Below are 22,237 nucleotides of genomic sequence, written 5' to 3'. Positions count from 1 at the left end.
CTGGCAACATCTTCACCGGTGACGTCATAGCTGAGGTCCAGCGGGATCACCTGATCTTCAACACCGGTACCGGAGGCCGCAACCTCAAGCGTCGGGTCTGTATCGGTGATATCGATGGTCGCTGTTGCCATGGAGGTATCGCCATCCCCATCAGTGATGGTGTAGGTGAAGACTTCCTGCTCCGTCTCGCCATCCGTGCTGTGAACCACACTGTCATTGGCGGTAAAGCTGTAGCTGCCATCCGCATTGACGGTCAGAGACCCGGTCTGCGTCACCACCGTTTGATTGGCCGCAGAAGTCTGCTGTGCGCCGTTTGCATCGGTATAGGTGAAGCTGGTCAGGCTGGAGCCATCGGCACCAAGATCGTCATTGGTAAGCAGATTGCCGGTTACCGCATCGCCACCTTCGACGGTGCTGTTGGCGTCATCCTGAGCCACCGGCACTGTGTCGGTAACATTCAGCGTGATGCTGGCTGTATCGCTGCCATATTCATTTTCCAGCGTATAGGTAACCGTCTCGCTGAGGCCGCCGCCACTGTGATCTTCCGACGGATCGGAGGTGTAAGTGTAGCTGCCATCGGCATTGACTGTCAGCGTGCCATAGATCGTATCGACCGTTTCACCTGCCGCCGCTGTTTGGGTATCTCCACCCTCGTCAGTATAGGTGAATTGGGTGATTTCCCCACCACCGGTTTCGTCATTGCTCAGCAGATTGCCACTGGTGGATTCGCCACCCTCGGCCAAGGTTTCGGTGCCATCGTCCTGTGCATCCACAGGCGGGGGCAGGTCCGGGCCTTCCAGGGTCACATCCTCCCAATCCTGAACCGTGATGCCCAGGGCCTGGAAGGTCCGTTCGGCACCCGCATCGGTCAGCGGATTGGAATTGTTTGCGATGAAGTCCTGAATTTCGCGCAGTTCCGCAACAATCGCTGGGTTTTCCAGGTCCGCCGCAGAGTAGCGGATGGTCAGTGTATCAGTGCCGGTGCCGCCGTCATAACGCTCACCCACGCCGCCTTCACCGACGGTGAAGATACCACTGTCATTGCCGCTGCCTGCATGAACATCATCAATGCCCGTGCCGCCATCGACGGTATCGTCACCCTCACCACCGCGCAGCACGTCATTGCCCTGATCGCCATACAGCTGATCATTGCCTTCTTCGCCATAGATCGTGTCGTTATAGGTTCCGATATCGATGGGCTCACCGCCGCCAGTTTCGACCAGATCCGCATTGCCGATGATTACACCATCAGCAAAGGAGATTGCTTCGATGTTGTTTACGGTCAGCATGTTGCCGGTATCCAGATCAATGATCTGGGTATTGATGTGGCCCTGATTGTCCGTGAAATTCTGCAGTTGGTAGGAATCTCTATCCTTGCCCAGATACAGAACGTCATTGCCGTTTCCGCCATCCATCGCGGTGTTACCGCCAATGTTTTCACTCAGCATCACAGCATCGTCGCCACCACCCATATTCAGGTTATTGCCCTGACTGGTATTGCCGTTCACGACAATAACGTCGTCGCCGTCGCCCATCTGGAAGTTTTCATTCATCCGCAGATCGCGATCAACCACAAAGGTATCTGAACCGCTGGTGCCATTGTGATTGTTGTCATTGCTGTCGACGAAATCATTATCGCCCGAACCCAGATTGCCACCCGGTGTGCCGGTGCCAGACGTTGATCCAGCCGACACAGCCGATGTGAAGGAGAATGGATCCGGCAGCGGATCGCCATTGGGGGCGTGATCCTCATCCTGGTCAGACGTATAGCTGAAGCTGCCATCGGCATTAACCGTCAGGCTACCGTATTGTGTATCAACGGTAACGCCATTGGTTGAATCCACCGTCGCATAGGCGGTCTGACCACCCTCTGCGGTATAGTTGATGCTGGTGACAACCCCGCCCTGGGCCACATCCAATGTGCCGGTGATGGTGAAGCCACCTTCAGAAACATGATCCGGTTCGGTCAGTTCACCCTGGTCACCCGACCCGGATGATCCACCAATGCCACCAATATCAATCGATGGACCCCGGTCTGTGACATAGATGGTCTGAGTTCCGGTCACCAGTTCAATTTCTGGCACATCCGGCCCATCCCCGTGCAGGACGTCATCGCCCCGGTTGCCATAGATCGTATCATCCCCTTCACCGCCGATGATGGTGTCGTCCCCGAAACCATCGCCCGCAGGCAGGCTGACACTGATTGTCTGGATCACATCCGCAGACGTATCTGTGGTGTTGTCATCAAAGTCCGTATCGACCGTGCGGGCTGCAACAGCGATGTCAAACCCTTCGGTTCCGGCAGGGAATGTGACTGTCAGCCCCTCCAGATCCGCTGCTGTCAATTCAGCAGTTCCATTGGCCGTGACAGTAATGCTGCCAGTGTCAGAGGTCAGCGTCGCGCCTGCTGGCAGACCAGACAGGGTCAGACCGGCAACTTCGGAGCCGTCCTGATCGATCAGGCCGACATCAATGTTCAAGGCCGCCGACATGGTCCCGTCATAGGTGTCGCCGATCAACAGATCGTTGCCGCCTTCCCCTTCAATAACGTCGTCGCCTGCCCCGCCTTGCAGCGTATCCGACCCGTCACCACCAACCAGGTGATCGTCCGTGCCTTCATCACCCGTGGCAACGACATCGGCATCAACCGTCAAGGTCGGGCCATCGGCCACTTCGTGCACCGTAACTGGCAGAGGCATGGCATCGGTTGTGACGGTTTCACCCGTAACAGAATGCGTCGCCGTCGCCGTCACAGTGATGGCAAAGTCATCCGCAGAATGCTCACCAGCCTGGATTGTCAGCCCTTCCAACTCATCAGGAGTCAGCGTGTAGCTGGCTGATCCGGTCAGAACCTGACCTGTCCCGGTGACAAGGGTGGCGTCGGTTGGAACATTGCCCAACTGAACCCCAATCGTTACCGCACCATTGGCCTGTGCCAGGTCAGCCGCGATAGACAAGGCGATTGGCTGATCTTCCAGCCCTTCCGCCGGGCCAATCTGCAACGACAATTCCGGCAGCGTATCTTCAATCGCGAAGGTCTGCGTTGCGGTTGCCGTGTCACCATCCGCATCGGTGATTGTGTAGGTAAAGCCATCACTGACCGCCGCCCCATTCGGGTTTTCAACCGATGTGTTGGAGGTAAAGGTATAGCTGCCATCGGCTGCAATCGTCAGTGTACCGAATTCGGTCGCAACGGACGCCCCATTGACCGGATCAACCGTTGCTGTGGCAGGATTGCCATTCGCATCGGTATACCCAATCTCCGTCACGCTGGCGCCGTCAGCCCCTTGCGTGTCGTTATCCATGACGCTGCCTTCAACCACAGCCCCGCCTTCATTCAGCGTCACTGTCGCATCATCCACCGCCTGGGGCACATCGTCGATCACATTGACCTGGAAGGAATGGTTAAACGTCACATCGCCCAAATCGGCCGGATCCAGGTCATAATCGGTCACAGCCGTCTCGCTGGGCACGCCGCTTAAGCCAAAGCTGAGCGTGCTGACATTTTCCCCATCGGCTGTTTGATGATCGATCGTGTCCATCAGCGTGAAGGTGAAGCTGCCATCGGCATTCAACGTCACGGTAAAGACATCGCGACCATCCGCAGAAGCCGTCATCACATCGCCAGTCTGGCTGTAGGTGATTTCTTCCCCTTGAGAGGTCAGACCTTCCGGACCCTCGATCGTGAAGGTCAGATCAGCATAGCCGAGGCTGCTTGGGGCACCCGGCGCTGCGCCATCCGCACCGTAGTCGATACTGATCAGTTCTTCACCGTTCAGCCCCAAATCGCCTGAAGCTGTCAGCGGTTCCTTGTCCAGATCGGACCCGTCAGGCAGGTCGTCCTCATCCACCGTCACGACCTCAGAGACAACACCACCGGTGCCATCGACCGTCTGTTCGAACTCAACGGAGTGAACCAAGAAGTCATTACCGCCACCACTTGGTGCCGTGAAGACGATGCTGTCGAACGATCCACCATCGTCAGCTTGTGCTGTAAAGGCGGCATCGACCTGATCGGTCACACCCGTGACAGTAGCGGACCCGACCGGCTGACCATCACGATACAGCGTATAGGTTCCATCTTCATGGCTGTTCATCCAGGAATAGGAAATCGTGACTTCGGTGATCGGCTGGTCAAAGTCGATATGGAGCTCTTCCGAGATCATATCCGAGTCGCTGTAGCCGATTTCAGAATTGTCACCCGATGCCGCACCGGTCACTCCAAATCCTGGAGGATTTGCATGGGTCGAGACCAAATCGGTCGACTTATCAGTCAGCGTGCCGTTCGAGTCGATCTGACGCCCAGTGACCGTAAAGCCTGCCCCGGTTTCGCTGTAATTCTCGGCGGTGATCGTTACTGTAACGACTTCCGGCTCGCCAGTCAGATCGTTGGCCGTAGCAACGGGAACGTCATCGACAACGGAAACCGAGAAACTCTGCGTCACAGAGGCATCCGACAACCCGGAAACCGCATCCCCGTCGCCATCAACTGCCGCAGCAAGCACATCCGCATTCGGTGTACCGGTAATCGTGAAGCCCAGATCCATCGCATTTTCGCCTGCGCCATCGGCATGATCCAGACTATCCATCAGATTGAAGGTATAGGATCCATCCCCGTTCAGCGTCACGGTGAACACGTCACGACCATCTTCAGATGTCGCCGTCAGCACATTTCCTGTCTGGCTGTACCCAATCTCTTTGCCTTGCGAAGTCAGACCCGCCGGACCATTGATTGTGAAGTCCAGATCGCCATAGGACACACCGCTTGGTGCGCCGTCTGCGGCACCATCCGCGCCATAATCGATTGCGATGACATCCCCAGACCCAAAGCCCAGATTACCAGACACACTGGTCGTATCGGAGCCATCTGTACCATCGGCCAGATCATCTTCATCGACCGAGACGGAGTCCGCCTGTCCAACGACAATCGCATCGGTCAGCGCGACCGGCACGTCGTCGATCACATCAACCTTAATCGTTGCATCGGTGGCGTCGCCATCAGCATCGGTCACCGTCACGCCAAAGGGCAGGCCGGAGATGACATTCGCGCCATCGCCTGTCGGGTGATCAATCTGACCCGTCAGGTCAAACGTCCAGCCAAAGCCGTCCGCTTCATTCCCGGTCACACTGACCGTGAAGACCTGCGACCCATCTGCCATGGCGGTGATCGTCTGACCATCCGTCGAGACGCTGTAGCTGATCGCTTCACCGCCGGACGTCAGCGCCATGTTTTCCAGTGCCTGCGGCACCGTCAGGGCAATCGACCCAAAGCCATCATCACCGGTATCAATGCCAATCGTGCCACTGACCGAAGATGCACCGCTCTGATCACTGCCAGACGCGACGTCCCCATCTTCGCTGCCCAGGTCATCTTCATTCACAACACCCGCCGTCGCATTCGCGCCCGGATACTCAATCGTCACCGTCGGGACATCATCATCGGTCACTTCGATGCTCAGCACCGCCGTATCCTGATCGCCATCCCCATCGGTCAGCGTATAGGTGAAGTTCTCGAAGACAGACTCCGAGCCTGTAACCGCATCGTCACCCGTCGTGAAGGTATAGCTGCCATCGGCTGCAATCGTCAGAACGCCGGTATCCACCGTGATCGTCGCGCCCGTCACCGGATCAACCGTATAGCTTACGGTGTTGCCCGACCCATCCGTATACTCCACCGACGTCACGCTGGCACCATCGGCACCAACCGTATCATTGGCATCAACAACATTGCCGCTGACAGACTGGCCCTCTTCTACAGGACCCGCACTGTCATCAATCGCGGTGGGCACGTCATCGACGACCGAGATGTGGAAGGTTGTGCTGGCCGTCGAGCCATCGCCATCGGTCACTTCAACTGTGAACGGCAGGTCGATCTCGTTCTCGCCCTCGCCCACCGGCTGGTCCAACGTGCCCTGCAGCGTGAAGCTGTAGCCCGTGCCACCATCCGTCAGTTCCATCGTAAACACCGGCACACCATCAGCCGTCCCGGTGATCGTCTGACCATCCGTGCTGGGCGTCAGGGTCACTGGCACACCGCCAGAGGTCAGGGTCGGCATCAAGCCGCTGTCGGTGAAGGCAACAGAGCCCAGGCCATCATCGCCCGCATCAATCGTCAGCGTCCCGGTAACCGTTGTCGGTTCCTTATCCGCATCAGACCCATCGGCCAGATCGTCTTCATCCACACGACCCGCATTCACGCCCAGTTCGGGGTGATCCGGATCTTCGCCACCAACAGGCGGCTCACCCGGAGGGGGCGGTTCCGTGCCAGGAGGGGGCATCGGGACCGGTGGCTGTGGCCCATCATCGGTGATCGTGAAGGCCTGCGTCGCAGAGGACGTATCGCCATCCCCATCCGTGATCGTATAGGTGAACGCATCCAACAGCGGCGTGCCATCCGTATGCGTCTCGCCCGCGTCACTGGTATAGGTGAACGACCCGTCCGCCTGAACCGTCAGCGCGCCATATTGCGTGTTGACCTCAACACCAACCGCACCGGTCTGTTCTGCGCCCGTCTCGTCGGTATAGGTGAAGGATGTCACTTCAGCGCCATCGGCCCCTTCCGTGTCATTGCCCATCACATTACCGGTGACGGTGTTGCCACCCTCTTCCAGCGTCAGCGTCGCATCATCCACCGCAACCGGCACGTCGTCGACGACCGAGATGTGGAAGGTGGTGCTGGCCGTCGAGCCATCGCCATCGGTCACTTCAACTGTGAACGGCAGGTCGATCTCGTTCTCGCCCTCGCCCACCGGCTGGTCCAACGTGCCCTGCAGCGTGAAGCTGTAGCCCGTGCCACCATCCGTCAGTTCCATCGTAAACACCGGCACACCATCAGCCGTCCCGGTGATCGTCTGACCATCCGTGCTGGGCGTCAGGGTCACTGGCACACCGCCAGAGGTCAGGGTCGGCATCAAGCCGCTGTCGGTGAACGCAACAGAGCCCAGACCATCATCGCCCGCATCAATCGTCAGCGTCCCGGTAACCGTTGTCGGTTCCTTATCCGCATCAGACCCATCGGTCAGATCGTCTTCATCCACACGACCTGCATTCACGCCCAGTTCAGGGTGATCCGGATCTTCGCCACCAACAGGCGGCTCGCCCGGAGGCGGTGGTTCCGTGCCAGGAGGGGGCATCGGGACCGGTGGCTGTGGCCCATCATCAGTGATCTCAAAGGCCTGCGTCGCAGAGGACGTATCGCCATCCCCATCCGTGATCGTATAGGTGAACGCATCCAACAGCGGCGCACCATCCGTATGCGTCTCGCCCGCGTCACTGGTATAGGTGAACGACCCGTCCGCCTGTACCGTCAGCGCACCATACTGCGTGTTGACCTCAACACCAACCGCACCGGTCTGTTCTGCGCCCGTCTCATCGGTATAGGTGAACGATGTCACTTCAGCGCCATCAGCCCCTTCCGTGTCGTTGCCCATCACATTGCCGGTGACCGTGTTGCCACCTTCTTCCAGCGTCAGCGTCGCATCATCCACCGCAACCGGCACATCATCGACGACATCGACATTAATCGTTGCATCGGTGGCGTCGCCATCAGCATCGGTCACCGTCACGCCAAAGGGCAGGCCGGAGATGACATTCGCGCCATCACCCGTCGGGTGATCAATCTGACCCGTCAGGTCAAACGTCCAGCCAAAGCCGTCCGCTTCATTCCCGGTCACACTGACCGTGAAGACCTGCGATCCATCCGCCATGGCGGTGATCGTCTGACCATCCGTCGAGACGCTGTAGCTGATCGCTTCACCGCCGGACGTCAGCGCCATGTCTTCCAGTGCCTGCGGCACCGTCAGGGCAATCGACCCAAAGCCATCATCACCGGTATCAATGCCAATCGTGCCACTGACCGAAGATGCACCGCTCTGATCACTGCCAGACGCCCCGTCCCCATCTTCGCTGCCCAGGTCATCTTCATTCACAACACCCGCCGTCGCATTCGCGCCCGGATACTCAATCGTCACCGTCGGGACATCATCATCGGTCACTTCGATGCTCAGCACCGCCGTATCCTGATCGCCATCCCCATCGGTCAGCGTATAGGTGAAGTTCTCGAAGACAGACTCCGAGCCTGTAACCGCATCGTCACCCGTCGTGAAGGTATAGCTGCCATCGGCTGCAATCGTCAGAACGCCGGTATCCACCGTGATCGTCGCGCCCGTCACCGGATCAACCGTATAGCTTACGGTGTTGCCCGACCCATCCGTATACTCCACCGACGTCACGCTGGCACCATCGGCACCAACCGTGTCATTGGCATCAACAACATTGCCGCTGACAGACTGGCCCTCTTCTACAGGACCCGCACTGTCATCCACCGCAACCGGAACGTCATCGACGATCTGAACCCCGAATTCATGCTGGAAGACCAGACCATCCAAAGCAGCCGGATCAAGGTCATAGTCGGTTCCGGCACCGTCTTTCGGCGTTCCCAGAATATCGAAGTTCAGCGTAATCGTGTCTTCCGCCGTCGCCTGCGGATGATCCAGCGTATCGATCAGTTGGAACGTATAGCTGGCATCCGGATTCAGGGTAACTGTAAAGACCGGGCGCGTCGCACCAAGATCATCGGTCGCAATTGCTGTCAGGACACCGTTATCCTGAGTGAAGGTAATTGCATCGCCCGCTGAGGTCAGATCCGTCGGCAGCGTGGATTCATCGAAGCTGAAGTCCAGATCATCGTATTGCAGCGCTGTCGGGGCGCCATCAGCAGGGCCATCGGCACCATAATCAATGGTGATCAGATCTTCACCTGCCAGGTTCAAATCGCCATTCGCGGACAGACCTTCCTTATCGGTATCCGACCCATCGGCCAGATCATCTTCGTCCAGAATGACGGTCTCGCCGGTGACAGTGGTTTCTCCGGTACCGCCACTATTCGGATCGATATAGGTGTAATCAATCCCAGTGATCCAGTAGTCAGAACTGTCTACGGTCGTGGTCTGTCCGTCGTCTGCATCCGGAATGCCCTGAGCATAAGGATTGGCGCTGAACACCAACTGATTGATCGTCACGCCTTCTGGCAGGTCCAGCGTATAGCTGCCCTGATTGTTACCCACATTTGCAGTGAAATCGCCCTCTGCGACCAACTGACCGTCATTATAGGCGGCCCAATGGCCTTCCTCGACACCTTCGCCCTGCTTGAACTCGTTATTATACAAGTTGGCGACGGTGAAGCTGACACCGGTCACCGCACTGTCAAAGTCCACAACCAGTTGCTCAGAGATAACTTCGGTCGGGTCATACCCCAACTGACCCGCAACACCGGATTCCGGCGTTGCCTTAACACCAAGGCCTGGCCCCGCTGTTGAATTCCCAACCGAAACATTGTCAATCGACTGGGAGGTCAGATTACCACTGGCATCGATCTGGCGCGCCGAAACGGTAAAGCCCGTACCCGGGTCATTATAGGTTTCAGTATCAATGCGCCCGGTCAGAATGGTTGGTTCACCACCAGTCGTCAGGTCATTGACAGTTGCCACCGGCACGTCGTCAACAACCGAGACCGAGAAGGTCTGCGAGACGCTGGCATCAGACAAGCCGGAAATTGCATCCTGATCATAATCGGTCGATGCCAGAGCTTCCGCACTGGGCACACCGGTGACGGTAAAGCCCAGATCCATCGCGTTTTCACCCTGGGCGTCAGTATGATCCAGGCTGTCCTTCAACGTGAAGGTATAGCCACCCTGACCGTCCAGACTGACGGTAAAGACTTCGCGGCCCCCCGCCGTACCCGTCAAGGTATCGGTACCTGCATCATAGCTATAGGTTACCGGCTCACCCTGGCTGGTCAGATTTTCCGGTCCAGAGATAGTAAAGTCCAGATCCGCAACACCCAAGCCCGTCGACGCCGCTCCTGCAGCCGCGCCATCCGCGCCATAGTCAATGGTGATCAGATCCCCTGAGCCAAAGCCCAGATCGCCAGAGGCACTGAGACCTTCCTTGGTGTCATCCGTCCCATCGGCAAGATCGTCTTCGTCAACAATCGCATTGGTCGCCTGACCAACGCCACTGACATCAACAATCGCTTCAGGCACATCGTCGGTGACATCCACCCCAAAGGTCTGGGTGATCTGCGCAGAGGCCAAGCCATCGGCGGCATCGGCATCATAGTCACGCACCGCATCCAGTGCCGCCTGATCCGGCGTGCCGGTCAGGGTGAAGCTCAACTGGTCAACATTCTCCCCATTGGCATCGGTATGATCGATGGCGTCCTTCAGTTCGAAGGTATAGGAGCCGTCTTCATTCAGCGTCACCGTGAACACGTCACGACCACCGGCCGTTGCCGTCAGGACATCGCCAACCTGGTTGTACGTCACCGCATCACCATGGCTGGTCAGGCCCGCAGGACCATCAATCGTATAGGTCAGATCGTCATAGCCCAGACCCGTCGGGGCCCCGGCAGCTGCACCATCCGCGCCGTAATCGATGGAAACCAGATCGCCATTGCTGAGACCCAGATCACCGCCCGTCGTCAGGCCCTCCTTGGTCTCATCCGTGCCGTCGCCCAGATCGTCTTCATCAACCGAGCCAGTAACAGCCGTGCCAACCGCATCCTGATTGACCACTGCAACCGGGACATCATCGGTGACATCCACCCCAAAGGTCTGGGTGATCTGTGCTGACGCCAGGCCATCGGCGGCATCGGCATCATAGTCACGCACCGCATCCAGTGCCGCCTGATCCGGCGTGCCGGTCAGGGTAAAGCTTAACTGGTCAACATTCTCCCCATTGGCATCGGTATGATCGATGGCGTCTTTCAGTTCGAAGGTGTAGGAGCCGTCTTCATTCAGCGTCACCGTGAACACGTCACGGCCGCCGGCCGTTGCCGTCAGGACATCGCCAACCTGGTTGTACGTCACCGCATCGCCATGGCTGGTCAGGCCCGCAGGACCATCAATCGTATAGGTCAGATCGTCATAGCCCAGACCCGTCGGGGCCCCGGCAGCTGCACCATCCGCGCCGTAATCGATGGAAACCAGATCGCCATTGCTGAGACCCAGATCACCGCCCGTCGTCAGGCCCTCCTTGGTCTCATCCGTGCCGTCGCCCAGATCGTCTTCATCAACCGAGCCCGTAACAGCCGTGCCAACCGCATCCTGATTGACCACTGCAACCGGGACATCATCGGTGACATCCACCCCAAAGGTCTGGGTGATCTGTGCTGACGCCAGGCCATCGGCGGCATCGGCATCATAGTCACGCACCGCATCCAGTGCCGCCTGATCCGGCGTGCCGGTCAGGGTAAAGCTTAACTGGTCAACATTCTCCCCATTGGCATCGGTATGATCAATGGCGTCCTTCAGTTCGAAGGTGTAGGAGCCGTCTTCATTCAGCGTCACCGTGAACACGTCACGACCACCGGCCGTTGCCGTCAGGACATCGCCAACCTGGTTGTACGTCACCGCATCGCCATGGCTGGTCAGGCCCGCAGGACCATCAATCGTATAGGTCAGATCGTCATAGCCCAGACCCGTCGGGGCCCCGGCAGCTGCACCATCCGCACCATAATCGATGGAGACCAGATCGCCATTGCTGAGACCCAGATCACCGCCCGTCGTCAGGCTTTCCTTGGTCTCATCCGTGCCATCGCCCAGATCGTCTTCATCAACCGCACCCGTAACAGCCGTACCAACCGCATCCTGATTGACCACTGCAACCGGCACATCGTCGGTGACGACTACCTGAAAACCATGATTGATTGTAACGGCACCAGCAGACGTTGTGTCGCCGTCGCCATCGGTCGCTTCAAAGGTGGTGTTGACTGTGCCAGTCAAACCAAAGTCGAGCGTGGTTGCGTTTTCATCCAGACCCGCCGGGTGATCGATGCTACCGATTAATTCAAAGGTGTAGCTGTCATCGCCATTCAGGGTAACAGTGAAGACCGGCTGTCCGTCGGCAGACGCCGTCAGAACATTGCCAACCTGATCATAGGTAATCATTTCCCCATTTGAGGTCAGACCGGTCGGCCCGGTAATCGTCAGGCCCGACGGATCCAAATCCACGCCGCCCGTGACGGTCGCGCCATCGGAATCCGCGCCTGCATTAGACGTGAACGTAATGCCGCTGAGACCCAATGCACCAATCGCGATGGGCAATTGGCTGCCATCTGTACCTTCTGTGGTATCGTCTTCATCTACCGTTACAGTGGTCGCAACAGACGGACCTGTGGCCTGGGTAACGGTCGGGACATCGTCAACAACATCGATATTAATGACGCCTGTGGCAACAGAACCATTGCCATCGGTGACAACGACATTGATCGGAATATCATTGATTATGTTCTCACCATTACCGGTGGGATGATCCAGATTTCCAGTCAGATCAAAGGTATAGCTATAGCCATCAACCGGATTGCCCGACAGCGAAACGGTAAAGATATCTTCCGTACCATTCGACGCCGTGATCACCTGGCCATCGGATGAAACCGTATAGCTGAGTTCCTGATCGTCAGACTTCAGGTGCATGTCTTCCAGCGCTTGTGGCACTTGCAAGACGACCGGGTTGGTCGCAGCGGGTCCGTCATCGCCAAAATCAATCGTCATGCCCTGAGAAACAGAGGATGTGCCGGTGCCATCTGTACCCGTTTCCACATCGCCTGCTTCCAACCCCAGATCGTCTTCGTCGACAGCGCGGTTGCCGGTAGGAGAATCCGGCTGACCTGGTTCTTCCTTAAAGCTGATCGTCGGGACATCTTCGCCCACTTCGATCCGCTGGCTTGCGAAGTCTGTATCGCCATCCCCATCGACGATGGTGTAGGTGAACCCGTCCGCAACATTTGTTGCTTCGTTGTTGGGGATATCGCTGTCTGCCTGATAGGTCCAACTGCCATCTGAATTGACCGTCAGTGTCCCAAACTCAGTCTTTACAGTGGTTCCAGCGGCGGCACTTTGGGGCGTCCCGGCTGCGTCGTTATAAGTGAAACCGGTCAGTGTGATGCCATCGGCCCCGGCGCTGTCATTGGTCAGCACGTTACCCGTGACGGCATCGCCACCTTCCTGAGCAACAACGGTTCCATCATCAACTGCATTGGGCACGTCATCGCGCACATCAATTTCGATGGAGCCCTTAGCAACAGACCCGTCACCATCGGTCGCCACCAGTCCGAATGGGATATTCTCGATCAGGTTTTCAGCTTGACCCTGGGCGTGATCCAACGGTCCGACCAGATCGAATGTATAGCCAAATCCGTCCGTCGCATTGCCAGACAGAGACATGGTCAGAACCGTCGCGCCGTTGGCCGAACCGGTAATCGTCATACCATCGTTTGACAGGGTATATGTGACCGTCTCGCCGCCCGATTTCAGGCCGAAATTGGTCAATTCCGGTGTAATTTCCAGTTGAACCGGATCGGTTGTCGCCGGCCCATCTTCGCCAAAATCGATATCGACCGGGCGCGTGATTGACGAGGCCGAAGATCCATCCGATCCATCAACGCTGTCACCCGCGTCCATGGACAAATCATCTTCATCCACAAGGCCAGAGCCAATTGCCTGAGGTCCCTCATCCGTCGGGAAGGAGATTTCAGGCCCGTCATCACCGATCACCAGATGGACCGTCGCTGTATCGGAATCCCCATCCCCATCAGTCAACGTATACGTGAAGTCATCGCTGACATCCGCACCGCCGACATTCTGCACATCGCTGTCGGCAGTATAGCTCCAGGAGCCATCCGCATTGACGGTCAACGTCCCATTTTCGGTATCGACCGTGACACCATTGATCGGATCGACAAGAGCAGAGACAGCCGCACCGCCGCCTTCCGGCGTATAGCTGATTTCTGTGATAGATGACTTCGCCGCATCGGCGCCGGTGACATCATTTTCCGTCAACAGATTGCCGGTAACGGTATTGTCTACCGTTTCACCCGCCTGCTGCAGGCGGTACTCACCATCGTCGATCGCGTCAGGAACATCATCCCGAACATCGATATTGATCAGACCGGAGGTTACCGATCCATCGCCATCTGTCACGACCACAGCGAAGGGAATATCTTCAATCAGGTTATCCGATTGACCCGGGGCATGATCCAAATTGCCTTGCAGATCAAACTGATAGCTGTAGCCATCTGTTGGATTTCCAGATAAGGTCATGGTAAAGACCGGCGTGCCGCTGGGATCTGTAACAGCTGTTATCGTCGACCCATCGGTAGACAGTGTATAGGTCAGCCCTTCGCCATTCGATGTCAGCCCACGATCTTCCAGCGCCTGGGGAATTTCCAGAACGACAGGATTGGTCGCAGCAGGTCCATCCTCGCCAAAATCAATCGCAACTGGCCGGGTTACGCTGGACGCGCCTGTACCGACAGATCCGGTTGTGACATCCCCTGCTTCGCCGCCCAATGCAGCCTCATCCACCAGGCCATCGCCGGTGACCTGCGGGCCATCATCCGTCGGGAAGGAGATTTCAGGTCCGTCATCCCCAACCACCAGATGCACCGTTGCGGTATCTGTATCGCCATCGCGATCCTGCAATGTATAGGTGAAATCGTCTTCAACATCCTGACCGCTGACATTCACAATGTCTGTATCAGCGGTATAGCTCCAGGAGCCATCCGGCCCAACGGTCAATTCGCCATACTGGGTATCAACCGTGACGCCATTAACCGGATCAACAACCGCGCTGACCATCGCACCGCCGCCTTCAGGCGTATAGGTGATGGCCGTGATCGTGGCCCCATCAGAATCCGCCCCAACCGTATCATTGTCGGTCAGCAGATTGCCGGTGACGGAATTGCCGATGGAATCCCCGGCCTGATCCAGGCGATATTCGCCATCGTCCTTAGCATCCGGCACATCGTCCTGAACGTCGATCTTGATGTCGCCCTTGGTGACCGTGCCATCGCCATCGGTCGCAACCAGGGTAAAGGGAATATCTTCGATCAGATTGGTTCCCTGGCCTGACGCATGGTCCAGATTGCCCAACAGATCAAACTGATAGCTGTAGCCATCTGTTGGATTTCCAGACAGAGACATCGTGAACACAGCCTCTGTCCCCGCCAATGCGGTAATCGTTGATCCGTCGGTTGACAGCGCATAGGTCAAGGTCACGCCATTCGACGTGAGGCCCATATTCTCCAACGCTGGTGGAATTTCCAATACCAACGCGTCGCTGGCTGCCGGGCCATCCTGACCAAAGTCGACAGTAATCGGCCGGGTTACACTAGAATCGGGGGTTGGATCGGAACCGGTGACAGTATCACCGGATTCCAAGCCCAGATTGGCTTCATCAACCAAGCCATCGCCAACGGCCTGCGGGCCGTCATCGGTCGGGAAGGAGATTTCGGGGCCATCATCGCCAATAGAGACCGAAACATTGGCGGTGGATTGATCACCATCGCCATCCTGAAGGGTGTAGGTGAAGTCATCATGGACATCCGCGCCGCCGACATTCTGTACATCGTCGTCTGCGGTATAGCTCCAAGTCCCATCGGCATTGACCGTCAACGTGCCGCTTTCGGTATCAACGGTCACACCATTAACGGGATCAACCACCGCCGAGACAGCAGCCCCGCCGCCTTCGGGCGTATAGGTGATGGATACGACCGCGGCCCCTTCACTGTCGGCGCCCACAGTATCATTGTCGGTCAGCAGATTGCCTGTCACCGTGCTGTCGGTTGTGCCACCGGCCTGTTGAACACGGTATTCACCATCGTCCCGCGCGGTTGGTACATCATCAATGACATCCACTTCCAGCGTCGCAGACGCCTGAGAGCCGTCATTATCCGTCACTGTTACCGTGAACGGGATATTGTTGATCACATCTTCCGCGGTTGCCGTTGGATGATCCAGATTGTCCTTCAGATCAAAGGTCCAGCCATAGCCATCCGTCGCATTGCCGGTCAGCGCCACGGTGAAGACCGTAACCGTTCCCGCCATCGCGGTGATGGTCTGACCATCGGTGGAATAGGTCAGCGGCACGCCGCCGGACTTCAGTCCCATATCGGTCAGTTCGGTTGGAATAGACAGGGCAACACCACTGATTCCATCCTGTCCGCCATCAATCGTCAGCGTACCGGAAACGGCGCTGCTGCCGGTTCCATCGCTGCCAATCGCCGTATCACCCTGAGCAGCGGTGAGGTCATCTTCATCCACGAAGGCGCCGTTGACGTCCACATTCGGGTCGCCACTGGGCGGTGGGTTGATGGTAATCGTCGGCTTATCATCGCGGACGCGGATCGGCTGATCCGCCGTCGCCGTATCGCCATCCCCATCAACAATGGTGTAGCTGAAATTATCATTCAGCGCGGCACCACCTGTCGCGGTATGGTCGGCATCTTCATTGGGTGTATAGGACCAGGTTCCATCGGCCTGAACATTCAACTGTCCATACTGCGTATCGACGGTTGATCCGGCAGGCGCGGTGGCTGAATCGCCATTCACATCGGTATAACTGAAAGCGGTAACCTTGCCGCCTGCGCTGTCTGCACCAAAAGAGTCATTGGCCAGCAGGTTGCCACCAACTTCCGCGCCGCCTTCTGTTGCAAAGACAAGCGGATCACTGTTGGCGACAGGAATATCATCGGTGACATCAACAGAGAAACTCTGTGTGACCGTCGCGCCCGACAGACCCTCCACCGCATCACCATCATAGTCAGTCAGCGCCAGTGCATCTGCATTGGGAACGCCAGACAGGCTAAACTGCAGGTTCTGGGTGTTCTGACCATTGCCCGGCGCATGATCCAGCGTATCCTTCAATTCGAAGGTGTAACCGCCATTGCCGTCCAGGGTAACGGTGAAGACTTCGCGGCCATCAGCCGTTGCGGTCAGCACATCGCCGGTCTGACTGTAGGTAATTTCTTCACCCTGGCTGGTTAGACCTGTGGGGCCAGTGATCGTATAGGTGAAGTCATCATATTGCAGAGCCGTCGGCGCGCCCGCAGCAGGACCATCGGCACCATAGTTGATGCTGACCAGATCGCGGCCCGCAAGCCCCAGATCGCCGCTGGACACCAAATCATTGCCATCGCCATCGGCAACATCAACGGTCTGAGAATCCACGCCTGCAATAATGTCATTACCACCCGACAGATCATCTTCATTCACCGTTGCGGTCGTGGCCGTGCCAATGGCGTCATTGTTGACGGTCGCGACCGGCACGTCATCAACAACGGTGACGCCAAATGTCTGACTGACTGTTGCGGAAGACAGATCAACCGCATCGCCATCCCCATCGACAATTTCAACACCGTCTTTAACGGTGCCAGACAGACTGAAAGTCAGATCGGTCTGGTTTTCGCCCTGGGCGGTATCGTGATCAATATTGCCTTGCAGATCAAACGTATAGGTTCCGTCAGAATTCAGCGTGACGGTAAAGACAGTCTCGCTCCCCGCACTGGCGGTCAAGACATCGCCAACCTGATTATAGGTAATCGCAACCCCATTGGAGGTCAGATCCGTCGGCCCCGAAATGGTGTAGTCAAAATCACCATAGGTCAGCGTGGTTCCGCCCGTTGCGGAGTCAGAATCCGCCCCTGTATCGACCGTGAACAGATCTTTGCCAATCAGCCCAAGATCGCCGGTTGCAGAAGAAGAATCGGCGCCATCAGTGCCCCCCGTCGCATCGTCTTCATCGACCGTGACGGCGGTGGCAAGGCTGGGCGCGTCGCCCATTGCCAGAACTGGCACATCATCGACAACATCCACCTGAATGATATCAGATACCGCTGTGCCATCGCCATCCGTCAGCGTAACAGTAAAGGGCAGATTGTTAATGACATTCTGACCTGCACCGTCTGGATGATCCAGATTGCCAACCAGATCGAAGGTCCAGCCGAAACCAGAGGATTCATCACCAGTGATCGATACGGTGAAGACAGTCGGACCGCCAGCACCCGCAGTCGCGGTCAGAACGTCACCATCTGAGGTATAGACCAGACCAACGCCATCAGAAGACAGAGTCATGGCATCCAGCGCAGCAGATCCCGCAATGGTCAGTGACCCGAAACCAGCATTACCAACATCGATATCAATCGTACCAGATACAGCGGAGCTGCCGGTTCCATCCGTACCAACATCGCTGTCGCCTTGCGCAGCAGTCAGGTCGTCTTCATCAACAAATGCACCATTTGCACCCAGATTCGGATCACCCGATGGGGGTAGATTAACCGTGACACCGGGACCGGAAACAACTGTCAGGTCCAGAACGGCACTGTCCGTGTCGCCGTCATCATCGGTGATCGTATAGGTGATGCCCTCGGTCAGGGAGGTTCCGCCAGCGAAATCAACACTGTCGGACGGATCAAACGTCCAGGACCCATCGCTGTTCAGCGTGAAGGAACCGTATTGCGTATCAGCAGCCTCACCGATTGTACCAGTCTGGGTTGCCCCATTCTCATCGGTATAGGTGAAACTGGTGACTTCCAGGGTCGCGCCATCATCATCGGCACCGACCGTATCGTTCGTCAGGACATTTCCAGACAGCGTGCCATCAACTTTCGTCTGGCCCCCATCGTCATCCAACGCAACGGGCACATCATCAACGATTTCAACAGCAAAGCCCTTGCTGACCGTCACATTCGACAGGTCAACCGGATCGCCATCACCATCCAGAATTTCCACACCGTCCTTCACTGTCCCAGACAGGCTGAACGACAGATTCTGGGTATTTTCCCCCGCGCCGGTTGGATGATCAATCTGGTCCAGCAGGGCAACTGTATATGTCCCGTCCGCATTCAGCGTCACGGTCATGACATCGTTGCCACCGGCAACACCCGTCAATGTATCCCCACTTTGGGTAAACACGATTGGTTGACCATTGGAGGTCAGGTCGGTTGGGCCCGTGATGGTATAATCAAAATCATCGTAATTCAGGCTTGTCGGACCAGTCGATCCGGCGGCATCCGCGCCAAGATCGATGGTATAGAGCGCATGCCCGGCCAAGCCCAGGCTTCCGCTTGCAGACGCCGGCCCCGTCCCATCGGACCCATTGCCCAAATCGTCTTCGTCCAACGATACCGTATCGGCCGCAACGACCGTATCGGTTACGATGGCGACAGGCACATCATCGGTGACATCAACCGCCAGAGTCTGCGTAATCTGCTGGGACGCCAGACCATTGGCGGCATCCTGATCATAATCCGCGATATCCGCAATGGCATCAGCAGACGGCGTACCGGTCACGCTGAAGGACAATGCCTCAACATTCTGTCCATCAGCGGTTTCGTGGTCGATCTGATCCAACAGTTCGAAGGTATAGCTGCCATCGGAATTCAGCGTAACCGTGAAGATATCACGCCCGCCCGCCGTCGCGGTCAGCACATCGCCAGCCGGATCATTATAGGTGATCGCCTCCCCACCGGAGGTAAGACCCGCAGGACCTGTAACAACCCAGTCCATATCGTCATATTGCAAGGCCGTTGGCGCATTATCCGCCGCGCCATCCGCACCATAATCAATCGTGACCAGATCGCGGCCACCGGCCAGGCCCATATCGCCACCGGTTGTCAGGCTTTCCTTGGTCGCGTCGGTGCCATCGGTCAGATCGTCTTCATCGACCGCACCGGTGACAGCCGCACCAACGGCATCCTGATTATTCTGAACCTGGGGAACATCGTCGACAACGGCGACGCGGAATTCCTGCGTGACAGTCATCCCGTCCAGATTGCTAACAGCATCCTGGTCATAATCGGTCGACGCTAAGGCAGCCGCGTTCGGCTCCCCCGTCACCCGGAAGCCAAGTTCCGTGATGTTCTGACCCGAGCCATCCTGATGATCGATGCTGTCGAGCAGGTTAAAGGTAAATCCACCAGACCCATCCAGGGAAACAGTGAACACATCGCGACCATCCGCCGTGCCGGTCAGCGTATCTGTTGTTTCGTCATAACTGTAGGTTATCTCTTCACCCTGGCTGGTCAGACCAACCGGTCCTTCTATGGTGAAGTCCATATCATCGAAGCCAAGTCCGGTCGGAGAGCCGGCGGCAGGCCCATCGGCACCATAATCAATGGTGATCAAATCGCCCGCGTCGAACCCGATGCTACCAGAAACAGAGGGTGAGTCGGACTGATCCGTACCATCGTTCAGATCATCTTCATCCACTGTTCCGGCCAGTTCAGACGGATTCGTGGTATGGGCTACTTCCGCGACCGGTACATCATCGGCAATGCCGACATTGAACGATTGCGTAACAAGAACGCCATCAATCCCCGTTGCCGGGTCGCCATCGCCATCAATCGCAGCGGCTTGAGTGGCCGCATTTGGCGTCCCATTGATCGTGAAGGTCAGGGTCTCAGAGTTATAAGAATCGCCCGCGTCGTGATCAATGGTATCTTTCAGCTCGAACGTATAGGTTCCGTCTGAATTCACCGTCACGGTAAAGACATCACGGCCATCCGCCGTTGCGGTCAAAACGTCGCCGGTCTGGCTATAAGTGATCGCGTCGCCCTGACTGGTCAGCCCCGTTGGGCCGACAATGGCAAAATCGAAGTCTTCGTACGACAATGTTGCCGGCGCGCCCGCGGCCGGACCGTCTGCACCATAATCGATTGTCGCCAGAACGCCGCCTGACAGGCCCAGATCTGCCGAAGCAGACAAGGAATCCGACTGATCGCTGCCATCGGGCAGATCGTCTTCACTGACAGCAACAGAGGTCGACTGAACAATCGACCCGGACTCCAGCGTGATCTGAGGTACATCATCGCGGATACCGATTGCGAAACTGGCATTCGCGGTGGACCCATCACCATCGGTGACGACCAGGGTCAAAACGCCCTGTCCGGAACCGTTCACATAGCTCAGGACATCCTGCTCACCCGCTGTGGGATGATCCACTGTCCCAACAAGGTCGAACTCAATGTTGTAATTGCCAACTGTGCCGGAAACGCCGGTCGGAACCAGCGTAACCGTAAATACCGTGCCTTCAGACGTGCTGGCGGTCAGAACCGTGCCATTGTTTGAAAGCGCATAAGTCAATGCCTCCCCATCGGACGTTACGCCCAGGGCGGTCATTGCAGACGGAGTCCCAGTGCTGAACACAAGCGCATTCGCAGCAGCAGGGCCATCCGCGCCGAAGTTCACATTAACCGGCAATGTGCCCTGGCTGATCTGGTCAGCCGCTGTATTGGCAGCATCTGTGCCATCCACAAGGTCGCCATCTGCAATCGCCAGATCATCTTCATCCACGGTCAGACGGGGTACCGTCAAATCACCAGGCGCGGTATCCGCTGGCGGCAGCGGGGGCGGCGTGGGGATAGGGGGCGGCGCCGGAATCGGGGGCGGCGGCGGCGGGGGTGGTGGCGGTGGGGGCGGTGGTGGGGGCGGCGGAGGCGGTGGGGGCGATGACAGGAATCGCGGCACATCCGCAATGTCGCCTAGACCAATACCGCTGAAATCTTCTGCACTGCCATCGCCGTAATGGGTCACGGGACCGACCGACGAATTCCCAGCTGCAGAATCAACACCTTGCAAGGCATCTGCCAGGGCATTGATATCTGACCCCAGGCTCAACAATTCCTGCGCCGAGACAAGGCCCCCATCGGGCATCAACAAGATTGGCGGCGCATCAGAGAAGGCCGCCTCTACCATCGACTGGAATCGAACCTCTTCCCCGGTGGGGAACACAAGAACGATATCATTGTCGGTTTGCAGGATTTCTGAAACGTCATCCAGGCTGAAAGTCAATTGCAGCGGCTGCCCGGGCAGAATTTCATAGAAGGCTGTACCGCCAGCCTCAGGGCGATCAACCGTGATCGCATCTCCTGCCAAAACGGCGTCATCTGACGACCCGAACTGGAATACATTATCGCCCGCAGCCTGCGTAAATTGCGCCTGATTGCCATTGCCATCCACGCCAAAGGTCTGCAGCGCCTGCTCAAAAGACCCTTGGGGTGTTAACAGTACCGGCGGATCCGCCGTGAAAGCGCCCGGCGTGGGTGACTGCAAGACAATCGTGCCGCCATTGGCAAGCGTCATGGTGATTTGAGAGCCATCCCCGGACACCTGCGCGCTTTCGACATCGAAATCGACCTGCAAGGCTTGCCCTGGAGTAACCGTCATTGTCTGCGTTTGACCGGGCCCGGGTTCTGGTACCGTCACCGCAGAGGAGGCTATGGGATTTTCGTCGCTAACGAAGTTGAACTGATCGTCCGCGCCGTTTTCGTAGCCCATTTTTGGGATTTCGCCATCAACAGCCATGTTGCTTCCGTCCTTTGCAGTTCGCGCCAAGTCAGATCATTCTGTATCGCGCGTAGATCAAAATTTACTTTGGTTACTTGCACTCAATCTTCTCTCGG

Annotated in this window: 1 protein-coding gene (running past one end of the window); it reads right to left on the bottom strand. The window is 57.2% G+C overall.

Annotated elements, in window-relative coordinates; translation table 11 throughout:
* On the bottom strand, window positions 1-22,139 hold the 5' portion of the coding sequence (locus ACOSDR_RS01825) for a DUF5801 repeats-in-toxin domain-containing protein (RefSeq protein ID WP_420730224.1). It extends 5,632 nt beyond the left edge of the window; the window shows 22,139 of its 27,771 coding nt (coding positions 1-22,139); its start codon is at window positions 22,137-22,139; its stop codon lies off the left edge, out of view.
* Window positions 22,140-22,237 lie beyond the last annotated feature (98 nt).

The sequence above is a fragment of the Hwanghaeella sp. 1Z406 genome (genome assembly GCF_048892425.1).
Taxonomy (GTDB): domain Bacteria; phylum Pseudomonadota; class Alphaproteobacteria; order UBA8366; family Aestuariispiraceae; genus Pacificispira.
Note: the sequence above shows the minus strand (reverse complement) of the source record. Positions and strands in the feature narration are given on the sequence as shown.